The organism is Pelagibacterium sp. (genome assembly GCF_965249125.1).
GTDB lineage: Bacteria > Pseudomonadota > Alphaproteobacteria > Rhizobiales > Devosiaceae > Pelagibacterium.
On sequence record NZ_OZ252217.1, the window covers coordinates 2,611,787 to 2,628,485 of the forward strand.

15 protein-coding genes and 1 pseudogene are annotated in these 16,699 nt (G+C 60.5%); 6 read left to right on the forward strand and 10 right to left on the reverse strand.

The window, feature by feature from the left end; all coding sequences use genetic code 11:
- Positions 1-33 precede the first annotated feature (33 nt).
- Both ACP148_RS12780 and ACP148_RS12785 read left to right on the forward strand, forming a co-directional pair.
- A complete protein-coding gene (locus ACP148_RS12780) occupies positions 34-1,941 on the forward strand; it encodes a TRAP transporter permease (RefSeq protein ID WP_332715717.1) in 1,908 nt (635 codons plus the stop codon).
- Positions 1,942-2,440: 499 nt separating this feature from the next.
- Entirely contained in the window at positions 2,441-3,859 is a 1,419-nt protein-coding gene (locus ACP148_RS12785; protein WP_240549621.1) for a hypothetical protein, read from the forward strand.
- An 88-nt stretch (positions 3,860-3,947) separates the two neighbouring features.
- Here the strand turns inward: ACP148_RS12785 and ACP148_RS12790 are convergent, their stop codons facing one another.
- The 5 genes from ACP148_RS12790 to ACP148_RS12810 all read right to left on the reverse strand — a co-directional run bounded on the left by ACP148_RS12790 (position 3,948) and on the right by ACP148_RS12810 (position 6,839).
- Positions 3,948-4,598 (reverse strand): fumarylacetoacetate hydrolase family protein, encoded by a 651-nt coding sequence (locus tag ACP148_RS12790; protein ID WP_220307389.1) that lies wholly within the window; start codon positions 4,596-4,598, stop codon positions 3,948-3,950.
- Between the two features lie 262 nt (positions 4,599-4,860).
- Positions 4,861-5,682: an MFS transporter gene (locus ACP148_RS12795; protein WP_421952990.1), complete on the reverse strand. Its 822-nt coding sequence runs from the start codon at positions 5,680-5,682 to the stop codon at positions 4,861-4,863.
- A gap of 74 nt (positions 5,683-5,756) precedes the next feature.
- On the reverse strand, positions 5,757-6,401 hold the full coding sequence (locus ACP148_RS12800) for an MFS transporter (protein ID WP_332715723.1): 645 nt from the start codon (positions 6,399-6,401) through the stop codon (positions 5,757-5,759).
- Positions 6,402-6,453: 52 nt separating this feature from the next.
- Positions 6,454-6,594 (reverse strand): alpha/beta fold hydrolase, encoded by a 141-nt coding sequence (locus ACP148_RS12805; RefSeq protein WP_332715726.1) that lies wholly within the window; start codon positions 6,592-6,594, stop codon positions 6,454-6,456.
- A gap of 5 nt (positions 6,595-6,599) precedes the next feature.
- Complete coding sequence (locus ACP148_RS12810) at positions 6,600-6,839, reverse strand: hypothetical protein (RefSeq protein WP_425033521.1); 240 nt, start codon at positions 6,837-6,839, stop codon at positions 6,600-6,602.
- 183 nt (positions 6,840-7,022) lie between these two features.
- Here ACP148_RS12810 and ACP148_RS12815 point away from each other — a divergent pair.
- Together ACP148_RS12815 and ACP148_RS12820 are read left to right on the forward strand one after the other, a co-directional pair.
- Positions 7,023-7,127, forward strand: a pseudogene (locus tag ACP148_RS12815) (ATP-binding protein); the annotation flags it as partial.
- Positions 7,128-7,201: 74 nt separating this feature from the next.
- Positions 7,202-7,408, forward strand: a complete 207-nt coding sequence (locus ACP148_RS12820; RefSeq protein ID WP_421952991.1) for a hypothetical protein — start codon at positions 7,202-7,204, stop codon at positions 7,406-7,408.
- On the opposite strand, the gene ACP148_RS12825 is transcribed toward ACP148_RS12820, so the two are convergent.
- From ACP148_RS12825 to ACP148_RS12840, 4 genes are all read right to left on the reverse strand, one after another.
- A complete protein-coding gene (locus ACP148_RS12825) occupies positions 7,405-7,614 on the reverse strand; it encodes a hypothetical protein (RefSeq protein ID WP_425033522.1) in 210 nt (69 codons plus the stop codon). The two genes, ACP148_RS12820 and ACP148_RS12825, sit on opposite strands and share 4 nt — an antisense overlap.
- A 130-nt stretch (positions 7,615-7,744) precedes the next feature.
- Positions 7,745-8,653, reverse strand: coding sequence for an EamA family transporter (locus ACP148_RS12830; RefSeq protein WP_332715730.1), 909 nt, complete (start codon positions 8,651-8,653; stop codon positions 7,745-7,747).
- Entirely contained in the window at positions 8,650-9,690 is a 1,041-nt protein-coding gene (locus tag ACP148_RS12835; RefSeq protein WP_421952992.1) for an aldehyde dehydrogenase family protein, read from the reverse strand. Before ACP148_RS12835 ends, ACP148_RS12830 begins: the two co-directional genes overlap by 4 nt.
- 387 nt (positions 9,691-10,077) lie before the next feature.
- Positions 10,078-11,334, reverse strand: a complete 1,257-nt coding sequence (locus ACP148_RS12840; RefSeq protein ID WP_332715732.1) for an IS701 family transposase — start codon at positions 11,332-11,334, stop codon at positions 10,078-10,080.
- An 865-nt stretch (positions 11,335-12,199) separates the two neighbouring features.
- Here ACP148_RS12840 and ACP148_RS12845 point away from each other — a divergent pair.
- Positions 12,200-13,825, forward strand: coding sequence for a DUF3987 domain-containing protein (locus ACP148_RS12845; protein ID WP_220305755.1), 1,626 nt, complete (start codon positions 12,200-12,202; stop codon positions 13,823-13,825).
- A 474-nt stretch (positions 13,826-14,299) separates the two neighbouring features.
- Positions 14,300-15,964 carry a hypothetical protein gene (locus ACP148_RS12850; RefSeq protein ID WP_220305757.1) on the forward strand — a complete coding sequence of 555 codons (1,665 nt, stop codon included), beginning with the start codon at positions 14,300-14,302 and terminating at the stop codon, positions 15,962-15,964.
- A gap of 62 nt (positions 15,965-16,026) precedes the next feature.
- On the opposite strand, the gene ACP148_RS12855 is transcribed toward ACP148_RS12850, so the two are convergent.
- Entirely contained in the window at positions 16,027-16,347 is a 321-nt protein-coding gene (locus ACP148_RS12855; protein WP_220305758.1) for a DUF736 domain-containing protein, read from the reverse strand.
- Positions 16,348-16,699: the final 352 nt, after the last annotated feature.

Below are 16,699 nucleotides of genomic sequence, written 5' to 3' on the forward strand. Positions count from 1 at the left end.
TCCGTTTCCAAGAACAACCGGAGGAGTGGGTAAATGGCCTTGGCCAAACTCGTCGGAACCGGCCGCCGTCGATCTTTCGACGGCGTGCCGCGTCAAACCTTGACCGTTGCTGCCGCGATTTTTGCCGTCGGCGTTGTATATGCCAACATCTTTGCGCTGCCCGATGCGCTGCTGATCGGCATTCTGTTCGTCTGCGGCATTTATGCCCTGCTGTTTTTGACGGTCGGTCCGACCTCGACATCAACGGACCGGATCGGCATTGCCGATTGGGTCCTGAGCGGTGCGAGCGTCGCGTGCGGCATCTACTTCTTTACGATCAGGGCTGACCTGGCCAATCATATCACGCTCCTCCGGCCACTGCCCGGCGACCAGCTCTTCTTCGGCACGCTCCTGCTTGCCCTGACCATCGAGGCGGCCAGGCGGACAACCGGCATCGGGCTTACGATCGTCCTGCTCATTTTCCTTGCCTACAACCTTTGGGGACACCTGATCCCGCCCCCGCTCGGCCATGGGTTCATCGACTTCGGTTCCTTTGTCGACGTTCTGATGTACACCACCGACGGCGTATTCGGCGTACCCATCCAGGTGGCAGCCAGCTACGTCTTCTTGTTCGTGATGTTCGGTTCGGTCCTGTCTCATGCGGGAGGCGCCGAATTCATGTTCCAGCTCGCAGCGGCGCTCACGGGCCGCTCGCCCGGAGGCCCGGCCAAGATCGCCGTCATATCGTCCGGCATGTACGGAATGATCTCGGGCAGTCCGACTTCGGATGTGGCGACCACGGGATCCATCACCATTCCGATCATGAAGCGGCTCGGATACTCCCCGCGTTTCGCGGGCGCTGTCGAGGTCGCGGCCTCGACGGGTGGAGCCGCCATGCCGCCCGTCATGGGATCGGCCGCATTCATCCTGGCCGAGTATACCGGCATCGATTATCGGAACGTCGTGCTCGCGGCGCTGATTCCGGCGATCCTTTATTATATCGGCGTCTATTTGCAGGTGCATTTCCGTGCCGTTCGCCAGGGACTGCAAGGCGTCAAGGACGTCGACCCGGTGCAGGAGACCCTGAAGACGGGATGGGTGTTCGTCATACCGCTCGTGGTGATCACCGTAGCCCTGCTGATGGGCTATACGCCCACCTACGTCGCCGTTTACGGCACGGTTGCCCTGGTTGTCGCGTCCCTGCTGACCAAGCGGACCCGGATGACGCCGCGCAAGATGCTGGAGGGGCTGGGCGAGGCGACCATCCGCATGTTGCCGGTGGCCGGCGCCTGCGCCGCAGCGGGATTGATCATTGGCGGGCTGACGATGACCGGCCTTGCCCTCAAGACGTCGAGCCTTGTCCTGATGCTGTCGGGTTCGGGCCCCTTCGTCGTCCTGTTGCTCGCCGCCGGCATCGCGATTCTTCTGGGACTGGGGATGCCCACGCCCAGCGCCTATATTCTTGCGGCCGTGCTCGTCGGTCCGGCGTTCACGGTCGTCGGGCTGCCCCTGCTGGCCTCCAACATGTTCCTGCTCTACTTCGCCCTGCTCTCCGCCCTGACGCCGCCTATCGCGGTGGCAGCATACACCGCATCCGCAATCGCGGATGAAGACCCAATGAAGATTGCCGTCACGTCGGTGAAGCTGGCCGCCATCGGGTTCATTCTCCCGTTCTTCTTCGTATGGAACGAAGCCTTGCTGGCCCAGGGCAGTGCCTTGGAAATCGGTGTTGCCGCGTTGGGCGGCATCGTGGCCACGACTCTTCTGGCGCTTGCTCTGGAAGTCGAATTGAAGCCAATTGTGCGGGTGGTGATTCTGGCGGCCGCTGCGGCGGCGCTCTCTCCCTACCTTTTCCTTTCCATACCGGTGACCGTTCTCGCGATCGCGCTGGGCATATGGCGACGGACAAGGAAACTGGCCACAGATCCCGCGCACCAGGAGCGCACGATTTCACAACGCTAAGGTCCGCAGCGGAAGGATTGCGCATTGGCGAGGCCGTATTTCGGGAGACCCCCGTTGCGGCCTCCGCTCCCGTTCCACCAGGGGACGCATTGGGACGAGGCGTTCCCCGGACAGTTTGGCATCATCGCCTCGCCCTCGAAGCCCAGTATGCACGGACCGCTGAATGATGGATCGGAAAAAGCTATAACGACGCCTGTTTTAGGCTTCGATTATTGACACCCAACAACCGGGGATATCAAGGCAACCCTGGCCCCGCCATCGCATGACACGGCATGCAATCTGGAAAAGAGGATGTAATTCTCTCATCCGGAACCATATATTTTTGCAAAATACTATGAAGATTCCTACATATATTTATACACGAACTCCCCCCATTCAAAAATACAGAACGAGAACTGTCATTGACAGACTATCTTTTGAAAAGTAGTCTTGATTTGTTAGGAAGCTAAACGTTTTACCCCTCCGGCGGGGCGTTTGGCTCGTTCAGGAGGAAGATAAGGTGACCTTTGACACGCTTGAGAAGAGCTATCGCAAATATCTGAAGAGCGGCACCGCGGCGTTCGCGTTGCTGGCAATGCTTGCCGCCAGTCCAGTGGCGCAAGCACAGAAAATCGAAGAGATAAGCGGCACCCTGCCCGACGGCACGGCCTGGCTGATCAGCGTGCCCACCGACTGGAACGGCGTGCTCCTGCGCGATCTCGACTATGCGGCGAATTCGCAGACGGAGCGCTTTACGGATCTGCTGAGCAGAGGTTATGCCTTCGCGGGTCTGGCGCGCCATCCCATGCGCCCGTGGCAGTATGATCCGCAGCGGGAAATACATAACCTCGAAGCCGTTCAAACGATTTTCGAGGAGCAGTACGATCCCGAGTGGGTGCTGGCGTTCGGCTGCTCAGGAGCCGGATTCGTCAGTCTCGCCGCCGCCGAGGATTTCTCCGATCGCATAGACGGTGCGGTCGTTCTGTCGGCGCATATACCGGTGTGGATCATGAACAGCTACCTCGATGGCTGGTTTGCCATGCAGACGCTCCTCGCGGACGCGTATGAGGAAGCCGGCCTGGGCTCCGCGAGCGACCTTCGCATCGTCAACATGCCGAACGGCGCCGGCTCCGACGGCAGGACGATCGGCGACATCCAGGCCTCATGGCGCAGCGCGGTGGAGACATTGGGAGAGACTCCCGAGGGACGGGCGCGCCTCGCCCTTGCCTTCGCGATCGGCCAATGGTCCCCCTGGGAGGCTGCGGATCAGCCGTTCCCCGATCCGCTCACCTCCGAAGCACTGTCCGATCAACTGGTGCCTTCGGCATTGCGGCTTACCGGCACCGTCGGCGGCCAATCGCGCGTGATGTTCGAGAATGCCGCCTCGGGCCAGCAGCTTTCAGGCAATGAGGGCATCGATTACGCAGCCTTCTACGATACGGCATCGCCGATCATGAAGGAGCTTGTCGAACATCTTTATGCCGAGGCGGGCCTCGATATCGGCGAGGACATCGAGCGCATCAATTCCGCGCCCCGCATCGCAGCGTCCGACTATGCGCTCGATTACTGGAGCCAGCCCGGAAGAACAGCGGACGGGGACCTGCAGGTGCCTACGATCCGCGTGCACAGCCTGGGCGACAACTCGATTCCCTATAGCCTGATGCAGGGCTATCAAGCGCTCGTGGAAGAGAAGGGCACGACCGATCTCTACCGTCAGTCGCTGCTCAAGTTCACCGACCATTGCGGCTTCGAGGCGTCCGAAACCACCGCTCTTGTCGAGGTCATGATGGAGCGGCTGGAAACGGGCGAGTGGCCGGACACGTCGCCGGAGGCCCTGAATGCCGTCGCTGCCGAGCTCGATCTTGGCGAAGCCCGCTTCATGGAGGAAGACGGGTGGCGCGTTGAAGAGTACAATCGTACCTGGATAGCTGGAGAATAAGCCTCCGGAGAACGATGCGGGGCATTTCCCCGCATCCATTTCCCCACGGCGCGATTTATCGATATTCGCGCCGTAGACGCCACGGGCCTCAATCGACCCGGCTGATCAGCATTCCTTTTTCCAGCGGCTTCACGCTTGTCTGCCCCGGAACGAACGCCGCGGTTTTGTGGGGGCTGCTGCCGTCGACCCCGAACCGTGCGCGCCCCAGCCCCTCAATTTCGATCTCGAGGCTGTCTCCCACGTTTATGGGCTTGAGCCCTTCATGGTTGGTGCCGGTCGTGACGAGGTCCCCGGCGTGAAGCGTGGTGAACCGGGAGAGCCATTCGATCTGCTCGGGGATTCGATTTGCCATGGTATTCGTCGAGAAATCCTGGGCGATCACGCCGTTCAGCCACGAGCGCACCCGAAGCTCGTGCGGGTCGTGAATTTCGTCAGCGGTCGTGATCCAGGGTCCGCACAGCGCAAATCCGCGCTGACCCTTGGGGATGAACTGTCCCCTGCGATGCAATCCTCGCGCCGAGATGTCGAAGAACGGAACGAATCCGAAAACCTTGCCCATTGCATCTCCGGCAGAGACATCCTGGACCTCGCTGCCGATAACGAAGGCAAGCTCCGCTTCAGCGTGGAAGACCACGACGTCGTCAATGTCCGGCAATGTGGTCCTTCCACCCGACCCAACCAGATCGTTGCTCTTGTGGAAGAACTCGTTCGGCAGGCGGTCCTTCGTGAACCCGAGAATGTCACGTAGTTCGCGAACGCCGAGAGACCTTTCGAGGGGCGATGAAGCGGCGCAAGAAGTTTCACGTCGGAAAGGGTCTGGCCGGGCGCCCTGGCGAGCAGATTCTCGATTTCCGGTTTCAGCTCCTGAAAATTCGCGATCAGGAAGTCGAGAGCGCCCTGCGGACCGCGGACGCTGCGCATGGGGACGAGATCGCTGACATCGACCACTTCCGCTTTTGCATTGAGCACACCGATCTGATCGTCGTTGAACCTGAGAATCTTCATTTCACGTTTCCATTATATGCGTCTGGATCACGCCGGCGATCGACCGGGAGCGGGATTTCCTTGAGGATGATGGACAGGCAAAAGGCCAGCACGGCAGCAACGGCCGTACAGAGAAAGATGGGATGGAGAGCACCGGTGAACGCATCCAGGACCGTATCCCGCAAGGACGGAGGAAGCTCGGAGATGAGCTGGGGCGACATTGCGCGCAAACCCGTGTTTCCCGTATCGTTCAGCAGGCCGCCGGGGAGCCGGCTCGACAGCCCGGCGGCAAAAATCGCGCCGAAGATGGAGACCCCGACGGAACCGCCGATCATGCGGAACATCTGGGAGCTCGCCGTCGCGACGCCGAGCGCCCCCGCGGGAACGGCATTCTGGATCGCGGCGACGCCGATGCTGTTGACCGGGCCGATCCAGATGCCCACCGTCAAAAGATAGAGGCCCAGGATCCACACATTCGTGTCCGGGGTGATGGTTGCGAGCAGAAGCGCGCCGACCGCCAGCAGGGGCATGGACAGGATGGGCACTATTCTGTAGCGGCCCGTCCGGCTCATGAAGATGCCGGACAGGATGGACCCGCCGACGAATCCGAACATCAGGGGCAGCAACAGCAGGCCGGAAACGGTCGGGCTGTAACCTTTGACGACCTGTAGGTAGAGCGGGATGAACGTTATCATGCCAAACATCGACATGCCGATGATGAAGCGCACGGCATTGGACACCACGAAATTGTTGATGCGAAACAGGCCGAGAGGCAGAATCGGCTGAATGGTCCGGGATTCGATGAACAGGAACCCCAGAAAGCCCAAGCCGCAGACCACGCCCAGCGCAACGCTCGGCCAGGATGCCCAGGGAATGGCCGTGCCGCCAAGGCTCGCGAAGAGAACGATGCCGGTCAGCGTGATGGCGAGCAGAATGGCCCCGGGATAGTCAATTTTCTGCCGGCCGTGATTGCCGCCCTTGGGCAGCAGGAAAGTGATGCCCTGAACGCCAGGACGCCGAACGGCAGGTTGATGAAAAGCACCCAGTGCCAGGAAAACTGCTCGGTCAGAAAACCGCCCAAAAGAGGGCCGAAGACGGTCGAAAATCCCAGGACGGCACCCACAACTCCCTGTGCCTTGCCACGATCGCGTTCGCGCAGAACATCGGCCACTACGGTCATGGCAACGACGATCAGCCCCCCGCCTCCCAGACCCTGGATGAAGCGCCCGAAGATCAGCACCCCCATGCTGCTGGCCAGACCGCCGATTCCCGCGCCGGCAAGAAAGACGAGAATACAGGCCTGAAGAACGGGCTTGCTCCCGTAAAGATCGGCCAGCTTGCCCGAAATCGGCGCGCCGACCGTGGAGGCGAGCAGATAGACCGTCATGATCCAGGTGACGCTTTCGACGGACCCCAGATCGGCGACGATAACGGGAATGGCCGTGGCAATGCTCGTCTGGCTGAGAGACGCGAGCAGCAGGACGCAGGCCGCCGAAAAAATGATCAGTCGGATCGGCTGGCGGGGACTTGCCGTCTCGGAAGGTGTGGCAGCTGACATCCGTCAGGTCCTTTCGCGTGAGGTTGGATGCGAGATGAGACCGGCTCGGCGATCAGGTGCGCGAGATCAGGAACGAGCCGACAGATCGATTGAACCGCTCCGGCTGGTCGATCCACAGGAAGTGATTGGCCTTGTCGAAGATGTGCAGTTCCGAGTCGGGCAATGAGGAGAACAGGTCGATTCCCGACTGCATGCCCTTCACCGTGTCCTTGCCCAGATGATGAGCGGGGCGGATTTGAGCTTGTGCAGGTGTTCGCGAAGATGGACGCCATCAAGCAGATATTGCTGCCTGTTTCTCACACCGCCGTCGGCCCAGAATGCCCGCCAGGGATCTTCCCATATGGGAAGCCAGTGTTTCGCCCTGCCGATACCGTAGGCGATGAAATCGTCCGGAACACTGGCCATGTCGTGAACCATGGTGTGGAGCAGTCGGACCACGCTTTCCGCATCCGGTTTCAGGCCCTCGAGAAACATGGTGTTGGGCAGGAAAATCTCGTGATGGCGCTGCGCGACATTCGCGTGGTTCAGGCCGCCCTCGGGAAGCGTGAGACTTGCGCTGTCGACCAGCACCAGACCCTTGACCAGATCGGGGCGCGTGACGGCGATGAAGGCCGAGATCCAGGCGCCCTGCGACTGTCCCACCACGTCAGCATCCTCGAGATGAACGGCGACAACTATCGCCTCGCGCAAAGCCGGGCACGAAAAACCGCCAACCCTCACCAATAAGATCGCCGACGCTGCGAGCGGAAAACTCTGGTCGGGCTACGCCCTCCCGACGTTCCCCGCTCGCAGCAGCGCCAGTGGCCTGGTTTTGCGCCGCCCAATGGCCGGTTTTTGCTCCGCCGTTGACACCCATGCTGGTCTTTATGGCCGCGCGACGCATCAACACGATCAAAGCTGATGTGGTTCTGCTCGAAACGCGCCTAGCCGAAATAGTCGCCGCCGATCCCGAGATGGCCGACATCGACCGCCGCCTGCGCTCGGTGCCCCACGTCGGCCCGTCCTAAGCTGGACACTTTTGGCCCATCTGCCCGAACTGGGCCGCCTCTCCCATGGCCAGATCGCCGCCCTTGTCGGGGTCGCCACCTATGATCGGCAAAGCTGCGCATTCAAGGGTCGCAGCACGATCGGGGGGCGGACGCTCCGCAGTGCGCAACGTCGCCCACATGGCCGTCCTCAGCGGCGCCAGCTTCAACCCAAGTCTCGCCGCCATGAAACACAGGCTCGCCGCACGCGGAAAGGTCATCCTGTCGCTCTGATCAACAAGCTCATGACCTGGCTCAATGCCATCATCAAAAACCAAACCCAATGGCCCCCAAACACAAACTGAACAACACAGTTGCTTATCCGACCGCGACCATCACCACGCCGGCCGTTGCCAGCAGGGTCGCAAGAAGAATGCCGGGGGCCGGCATGCGCTCGGTCTTGAAGACGACGACGGCGAGGTAGGCGGCGATATAGATCTCGACCGAGTTGATCACGGCGACCTGCGTCACGCCGGTATAGGTCAGCGCGATGAATTGGGTGATCTGCCCGACGGAGATGCACAGGGCGGCGAGCAACTGCCAGGGATCGGGCCGCCGCAAGGCGTCGACCACAACCTTGCGGTAGTAAGGGCTGACGGCGCAGCCGGCGACGTAGTAGCCGAGCGCGGCGACCGAACCGACGAACGCGCCGAGATATGCGTCAGGCAGCGCCATGAGGCCGAATTTCCGGCCGATGTAGCTAGCTGCGTAGGATGCGGCGCAGATGATGCCAAACATGTAGCCGCGCGGGATGTCGGGCGGCGCGTTCGCGCCCGTCTCTTCCGCCATGCTCCTGTCGCGCCGTTCGATGACCAGCAGGGCGAAACTGACGGCCAGCAAGGCAATTCCCGCCCCCGTCAGCCCACCAATCGTCTCATCCAGGATGAGCCAGCCGAGAAGGGTCGAAAGGAAGGGCGTCAGGCGGCGAACGGTCGAGACGCGGATTACGCCGGCATTCTGGATCGCCTTGTAGAGCGTCTGCCTGCCCCAGACAGTGGCGAGAATGCCCGAGGCGAAGAACCACACCATCGCCATACCTGGTGCGTTCGCCACCGTTTCGAGCGGCAGGCCGACGACCAGCCATACCAACGCCGAAAGTAGGCCAGTGAGCAGCACCGACAATAGCACGCCACCTTCCCCGCTCGCGGCCGGATCGGCTCTCGCGATGGCGACGCTTCCCACAGCGAAGGCGCAAGCGGAAAAGAGCGCCATCAGTTCGCCGATCACGACGGGCTCTCCGACGGATGGTCGCGGCAAGCTGCCGTCATGGTTCTCGTTGTCCGTTCAGGCCGATGTGGATGTTCTTCTCCACGGTAAAGGTGGTCAGTTCGTCCAGACATTCCTCGCGGCCGATGCCCATATTCTTGACGCCGCCGAAAGCGGCGCCGAGAAAATGCTTCGCGACCTCGTTGATCCCGACGAAGCCAGCCTCTACGCGCATCGCGGTGCGGTGCACCTTGCTGATTTCGCGCGCGCCATATCGAGCAGGTAAGGCCGTATTCCAGCGCGTTGACCTGCTCGGTCATCACCGCTTCGTCGTCCCAACGTCGCACGCCGAGGTCGGGGCCGAATATTTCCTGGCGCGCGATCCGCATCGACGGCGTCACGTCGGCGAAGATTGTGGGCTCGAGGTAATAACCGCCGGCCAGGCGGTCGTCGTCGGTCGCCTGGCCGTGTCGGGATGCCCGGCTTGACTCCGCCGGCGACTTCATGATCACCGAATTGCCGGCAGCCACCGGCGCGGCGATCTTGCCTGTGCAGAACATAAAAGGATGATTGAAGGCGATGATCCGCGCGATGAGGCCGAGCGGCTGACGCATGGAGAAATTCACCGCGTGCGGTCCCATCGGGATCGACGCGCCTTTAATCTCGGTCACAAGACCGGCGAAGAATTCGAGTTGCGCTGCGACGATATTGGCGTCGGCGATCATCTCCGTCACCGGATTGCCGCAGTTTGCGACGTCGATCGTGGCAAGGTCGCGCGCATTCGCCCTAAGCAGTCGCGCGACCTCCTTGAGAATGCGTGCGCGTTCCAGGGGAGCGACGTCGCGCCAGACCGGAAATCCCGCCTTGGCCGCGGCGACCGCACGGTCGACGTCCGCATTCCTGGCCTCGGCGAGGCGGCCAGCACGATGCCGCGGCCGGGGTCGAACGTATCGATGGACGAACTGTGGAGTGGCGAATGCCAGTCGCTCCATAGAAGAAGGATCGATGCTCCGGCAGAATTTGGTCCAGAACTTCTCACGACGTCTCTTGCCGACCACCTTGCATGATGCGCTCCGCCCAGCTCCTTAACCTATCCCTAGAGTGTCAGCCTTCCGTTGTCGATAACATTGCGCATTCCCACCCGTTCCAATCGTTATGCGAAGAAATGATTAGGCTGCGAAGTATCTGCAATTCTTGAAGGAGCGTGGCGCTGCTTGCCTCGCACATCTGGTGGTTTGGCGTCTCCGAGTTAGACCGCTGAAGCAGTAGTTCGAGCAGTGGGGAATAACAGAACCGTTTCCGGCGACGCAAGTGTTCGCATATGTTCTCGCACGTTGTGTGCGAACGCGGTAGCCTAGCACTACTTTGGCAGAAGTGAGGGTATCGCGCTTGGCAGGGAGCAACCGCACTGAGGGCATTGCCCGGGCGGCGGTCTCGACAGGCGATCAAGGATGGCTTGTCGAACTGCCGGCATGCTCGGCTGAGGCGGTGGCCCGGAGAGTCTTTTTTTTCCGCCCCGCCTGAGCGAGCCTTCTATTCTGCAGAAAGGCATAGGCCATCATCGTCATCAGTGCGTGGCGATGCAGCCCCGTCCAGGACCGCCCTTCGAAGTGGTCGAGGCCAAGCTCTTCCTTGAGTTGCTGATGTGCCTGTTCGCAAATCCAGCGCGCCTTGATCGCGCCGGCCAGATCCCGGATCGGCGTGTCGGCTGGTAGGTTCGAGAGATAGTATTTCCGCTCGCCGTTTGAGCGATGCTCACCCACCAGCCAGGCTTCCTCGCCGGGCATGTGCTGGGCCCCGGCGGAACCGATCCGTTGCGGCGGCCCGTCGGCGATGCGTACACGAACGGCGGCAAAGCGCGCCGCAAGCCGCCCCTTTGTTCCTCGGCGCCAACTGACCTGACGCCACTTTGCATTTTCGAGCATGGCGTGTGCGGCGCGGGATTTAAGGTCGGGCACGTGCCGAACACGCGGTCGCCCGCGGTCCGCCACCGGGAAGATCAGTTGCACGTCTGCAGGGTAGACCTTCTGGTGCCGGGGAATGCCAACGGCCCAGCAAAGATCCCGTGCGCTCAAGGCCTGCCGGAACGGCGCCGAGAGACCATAGCCAGCATCTGCCAGTACGCAGCCGAAGCGAACCCCGGCGGCGATCGCTCGGTCGATTTCCTCGATGGCGATCTCGGGCTTGGTGCGATAGCTCTGGAAAGGCTCGGGCACGCCGGCCCTAGTCATCCGGGCCGTATCGCTGGTCCAGCTTTCCGGCAGGAACAGCCGCAAGCTCAGCATGACCGGCACCTCCCCTGAGGCCAGCGTCATCGACACCAGTGTCTGGCAGTTCGCGTTCTTGCCCAACGCCGTAGCATATTGGGGCGCAACGCCAACGGATGCTTTGCCCTTCTTAGGCAGCGCCGTGTCGTCAATGATCAGCCAGGCCTTGGCGCCGCCGACCAGTTCATCTGCCTGCTGCCACAAAGTCGCTTCCAGCGGGGCGCTATCCCACAGGCCTGCGCCGATGAAATGATGCAGACGGTCGTAGCTGAGTGCATCCACGCGTGCCGCCATGGGCTGGATGCTCTTGCGGTCGCCGGGGCCGATCAAACCAGCAATATAGGCCGGACACATCCGCCGCCGCGTCTTGTTGCCCAGATCCCGCAGATACGGCTCGAGCCACCGTTCCAGATCATCCTGCCAGTCTGCTTCCATCGCCAGCCTCCATCAAAGCTGGCTCCCTATGAATCACGCATCACACGCCGAGGGAATCCCGAAAATCACACTTCTGCCAAAGTAGTGCTAATTGTAGTCACTCAGCGAGAGCTGTGCTGCCGTTGAGAGGCGCTCTGCAGCCGGGTTCACATTTCGGCTTTTGCCAACATGACAAATTTGCCGAACCGCATGGTGGGCCGTGTCACACCTTCGCAGGTCGCCTTCGGTATCCGTCACGTCAGACGTAATGGCGAGGGGTCGACACCGATGATCCGGAGAGCCCGTATCTGTGCATGCGCCTCGAGCAGGCCACAGTGATTGAGACCGGATCAGCGAACTGCCATCAAGGCCATGCAGAAATCGAACGCTGCAACACAAAGGGCCGGACAGATGACCGCAGCGACCAAATGCTGTAATGTTCAGTCAAACCAGAGCAAAAGGTGTGGCACCTGCAGGTGCAAAGGTGTGAGGTCAACAAAAATCAACTTTCGTCAACGTTTACCTTTGTTGACATTCGTTGACTGGTCCATCTGAAGTTACTGCTTCCCACCAAAGTTTTGGCAATTTTGTCAAATTGCCCAATGCGGGCCGGCATCTTTCTGTACCGAGACGACATCGACTAAAGTGAGATGCTCGCGCTCCATTTTGTCAATTTTGTCAATTCTGTCAGCAGGCCATGAGCGGGATGACGCAGCCGGCTACAGTCCAAGAAAGAAGAAAAACCCCGGAAATGCCTTCGGCACGAGCTTAAGTAGGGGGGGTACCCGGAGGCGGGATTGTTTGCGCGGATACGAAGAGGACAGGCCCGACGAATCGCGCTGGGCCAGTGCTCTCGACCACGGATGGCGTGGAGAAAGAATGTATCATGCGTAAGACCATCAAGAAGTCGGCCAGCAAAGCGGCGGCCGATACGGAATTGAGCTCGACGATCGAGAACGATCTGCCGCAGCAGTCGACTGACGCACCGTCTCCGGTGCCGGCCGTGGCGCAGGCGCCCATCAGTCCGTTTGCGATCGCGGAAATGAACGACAATAAAGTTGAAAGTGTCGACTCGGACGGCTGGGCGGTCGAAATCGACTGGAGCTTCCTTGATCCTAGCCGCGCCGCGCCGGCTCCCGTGTTTCCGATCGAGAAACTGCCCGAGCCCTTGGCAGAGCTCGTTGCCAAGCTGGCGCTGGCGCGGCGCCTGGTCGTGGACTTCGTCGCCTTCGCCATTCTGGCGGCCTTGTCCGGAGCCATTGGCAACCGTGCTCGCGTTCAGCTTTTCGATGGCACTCTTGAGCCCTTGGCCATTTACGTTGCCTTGGTCGGAGCGCCTTCGACGGGCAAGAGTCAGGCGATCGGCATGGTCGAGACGCGCTTGCGCGCGTTGGACGGTGATCTGACAGCAAGCGTGAGCGGTGCGGCCATGGCCGCAAGCCACGCGGCTCTCGATCGCCTCAACGTAAAAATCCGTGCGAAGGTTGCGGAACGTTTGGCCGTGGAGTTCGAAGCGCCTGAAGATTACCGAGAGGGACCACGGGGTGGGAGGCTCTTGCTGACCGAAACGACCGGGCCGGGATTGATCGAGGAGTTGAGCGCCGACCGGTCCGGGCGCATGCTGGTCACTCATGAGCTCTCGGGCGCGATCGGTTATCTGTCATCGAGCCAGCCGGCCAGGTCGCGTGGACTTTTTCTGCAGGGCTTCGATGGAAATCCCGTCGTCGTGAGTACAAAGTCGGAAGGTCGGAAGCTGATCCCGGAGCTGCTGCTAAGCGTGCTGGGAGCTGTGCAGCCGGGCCGCTTGTCGTATCTCATGCGACACGGCGATGATGGCTTTGCCGCGCGCTTCTTCTGGGTCCATCCCGATGTTGTGCCCTCTGCGGCACTCGGAGATAATCCGGGTCCGATCGACGACTTGGCGGGCGTCCTCTCAGCTTTGCAGGGTATCCAGCCCGCGGCCAACGAACATGGGTATTCGGCCGCGGTGCCGCTTGCGGCCGATGCTCGGGCGCCCTTGGAGATGGCCGCCAAGAAGTGGACAACTGACCAGATGTTCAGCAGCGAGTTGTTTTCCTCGGCATTGGGGCGTGGGCGACAGTATGCGCTCCGCCTGGCGGGTATCCTGCAGATCGCGACGCATGTGATGGAAGGGAAGTCCGGCCTACCGGATGTGGTGAGTGCCGACGCCATGACGAGCGCTATCGCGATCGTCGACACCTATATCCTGCCTATGGCGGAACGCGTATTCGCCGCCAGCGATACGAAACCTTCGGACGCGGCCGCCCTGGCGCGTTTTCTCGCGCGTAGCGGAAAGCCGATGGTCAACGCTCGTGCGGATATCATGCGTGGTCGCGGCTCGCCGGTGACCCAGGCGCTGGCCGTGCGAGAGGCGATCGAAGAACTCGAACAGCGCGGAGTGTTAAGGCCGGCTCCGCAGCGCCCCGGGCGCGGTCGGCCCTCGAGCGACTGGATCGTCCACCCCGCCCTTCTGGCGATGGCGCGGAAGTAAGTTTGAGAGGGGCGGCACCGCCCCCCTCGTATACCAAAGGTGCAATTATGGCAGGACGATACGACGAACTTCTCGTTGACTGGCCGGGTGACGTTCCCTTCGAACGGGTCGTTCGGCAACGCCTGGATGCCTTTGACAGCCTCGTAGCGCAGGGTGTCACGTGGCCATCTATTGCAGCGGCGCTTGCGCGTGCGGGAATTACCAAGAAGGACGGGGCCCCACTGTCTTGGCGTCAGGTCAATGCGGTGTATCGCCGAAACAAGGTGAAGCCGACCCGCTCACAGGCCTTGCCTAGCGCTTCTCCGAAGCCGCTTCCAATGCCTGCGCGGTCTGGAAATAGCACGGTCACGCACATGTCGACTTCTGGCAGGCTGGCAGACAGGCTCAGAGAAGCACGCAAATTCAATAAAAGCCCATCGGCCGAATACGAAGAATAGAAACCCATGTCGATAAAATTGCCAAAAAGGACGCGCCATGGATGCCACAGATATTTCTGATCTCATTCAAAACACGCCCCTCGCGAGAGGCGAGGCAGAGCACTTCGCTCAATACGCGACAGCGGTCTTTGAGGGAATGGGCCAGCATCGGCGCACGATGGGTCTTTCGCAAAGCTCGGATCTGCTCGCCACCTACATCGCGTCAGCGATTGACTGGAATCTTGCGCTTGAGCCCGCGGCCAAGGCTGAGAACGCCAAACTTGGTTCGCGACCGCGCGGTCGCTTTGGTGTGATCGAGCAGTTAGAGCGAATTGGCGAAATCCTCGGCTGGGATATGGTGCCCGGCAGCAAGCAGCCAAAACTCCGCGACCGTCCAATTACGAGCGATGTCATAAACGCTCTCGCACAAAAGGGCGCACTCGGCCCGGTTCTTGTCTCACATGTCGAGCCACCGGACGGTCGACAACGCAAGGACCTGAAGTTCCGCCCTTTGGGCGGCACGAACGTTGATCTGAATGAGGGCGTGCCTGAGGAGCATGACGAAACGGTATTCGGTTTTCACGATCCTTCCCATCTGACCGATGACGGAAAATCCAATGCACGAAAGCTCAAGCGGAAATTTGCTTTTGCGAGTAAGTTTGGAGCTCCTGCCGTTCTCCGCACCGATCCGGTCACCTGGCACCTGGACGATCAGCCGCGTAAAGCAATCGAGAATGCCGAACCTTTTATGGGTGGAGTGTTTCAGAGCTTGCGATCTGTGAGAAATTTGCTGGCAGGCCAAGAAGGTGCCCGTAAGAACCTCGCGGTCACTGCACGCCGCGCTGCCCGCTTTCTCGAGATCGAGTTTGCCATGACGGATCGAAACAGAAACAATCAGTCCCATGAAACGATTGCCAGCTGGACCAAGCCCAATCCATTTGCAGAATTTGGCATTGCGCTGTTCGAGGTACTCGCACCGACCCGAAATGGCGAAAGCTTGCCCGATATCCTCATGCCCGACGACATAAAGGGCGATTTGAAGCAGGAGGCCGTAGACCTGGTTCTGGAGGGTGCTCAGCATGCGCGCCGGGTGTTCGGCATACTCCAAGGTCGGTTGCGTGCGCATGGCATTGATATTCCAGAAGCCCATCTGGTTGATCCAGACGACGCAGATGAAGATCTTCCAGGGCCATTACAGGCGCATTACCTCGATCGCGGCTCGCCCGTTATGCGAATTTCCGAAGACATTAGAGACACCACCGGTCGCCTCAACGAAGGGCGCCGCCGCACGCTGGAACAACTTTGGAGACTTCGCGACAATTCGGTGAAATTGCGTGCTCTCACCGAAATGTTCTTTGCCTATCATGAGCAGTTGCTCGACCGCGGTGGCAATTACGGCCCATTAAGAAATGAAATGCTCGAGAAGATCGCCAATCCGACGCTCGACTGGTATCGCGAACTCGGTGCTCGATTTGATGAGGGCGTTGTTTACAAGTCCGACATCAAGCGACGATCTGGAGGATTGCCGAACGGCGTGCCCGATGTTCCGAGCGAACTCGAACGATATCAAATGAAGTTGCAGCATTATCCGGCGATAATGGCTTGGGGGGCTCAGCGCCACGACGCAGTCATTGAGGCTGTTCTCACAGCGCTCGATACATCGGGAGACGCTTGGCTGCTCTGGAAGACAGTGAGCGCTATTGTGAACGAGGACGCTGGATAAAGGCGTGCTATTGGCGTTGGCCGGATCTTCGGGCCGCCCCGACGGAGCGGCCCTGAGTTGATCTAGCTGGGCTTGCGGTTCGGGCGAGACCAGACGAGGCTGGCGGTAGCGCCGGTTTCATCATCGAAGAGATTTGCGAAAATCGGGGCGGCGAAGCTCGGATCGTCGATCTTGGCTGAAAGGTAGCTTCGGCCCTCGTTGGACTTTTTCGTCCACGCTGCCCCGATCTCGACGCGGCCCGCAAAGAGGCGGTGCGAGGGGGCATCGTTGTTGGTCGAGGTGGTCTCGGGAACAATTTTTACGTTCTTGGCCTGAAGGTTCAGCGTAGCGATCTCACCGACGAACTCGGAGTTAGTCTTTTTGAAGGTACCGATGGTTGCCATTTGAAATCTCCTTGGTCTGGTTTCGGACCGCCTGATTGCGGCCTCGATGGCGATCTTGGGGACACGAACGACCGGCGACGCATCGCTTTGGCGACCGGAGTGAAACGGAGGACAGCGAGGACCGTCTTTCTTGCCTCGCGAGGAATGGCGGCATAGGCCGTCAGGGGAAGAAAGTCGGGCGGCGCAGTTGCGGCAAGACGGTCGAGGCGAAGCCGATTCGAGTCCAGATCAGGCCAGAAAGAGGACACATTCAGCCGGGTCGGCGGTAGAACAAGGATAATGTATGGGGCTCCCCCGGCTTTCAAAATCGCCACCGAGGTTTTTGGCAAGCGATTGCACGCAACCGGAATTT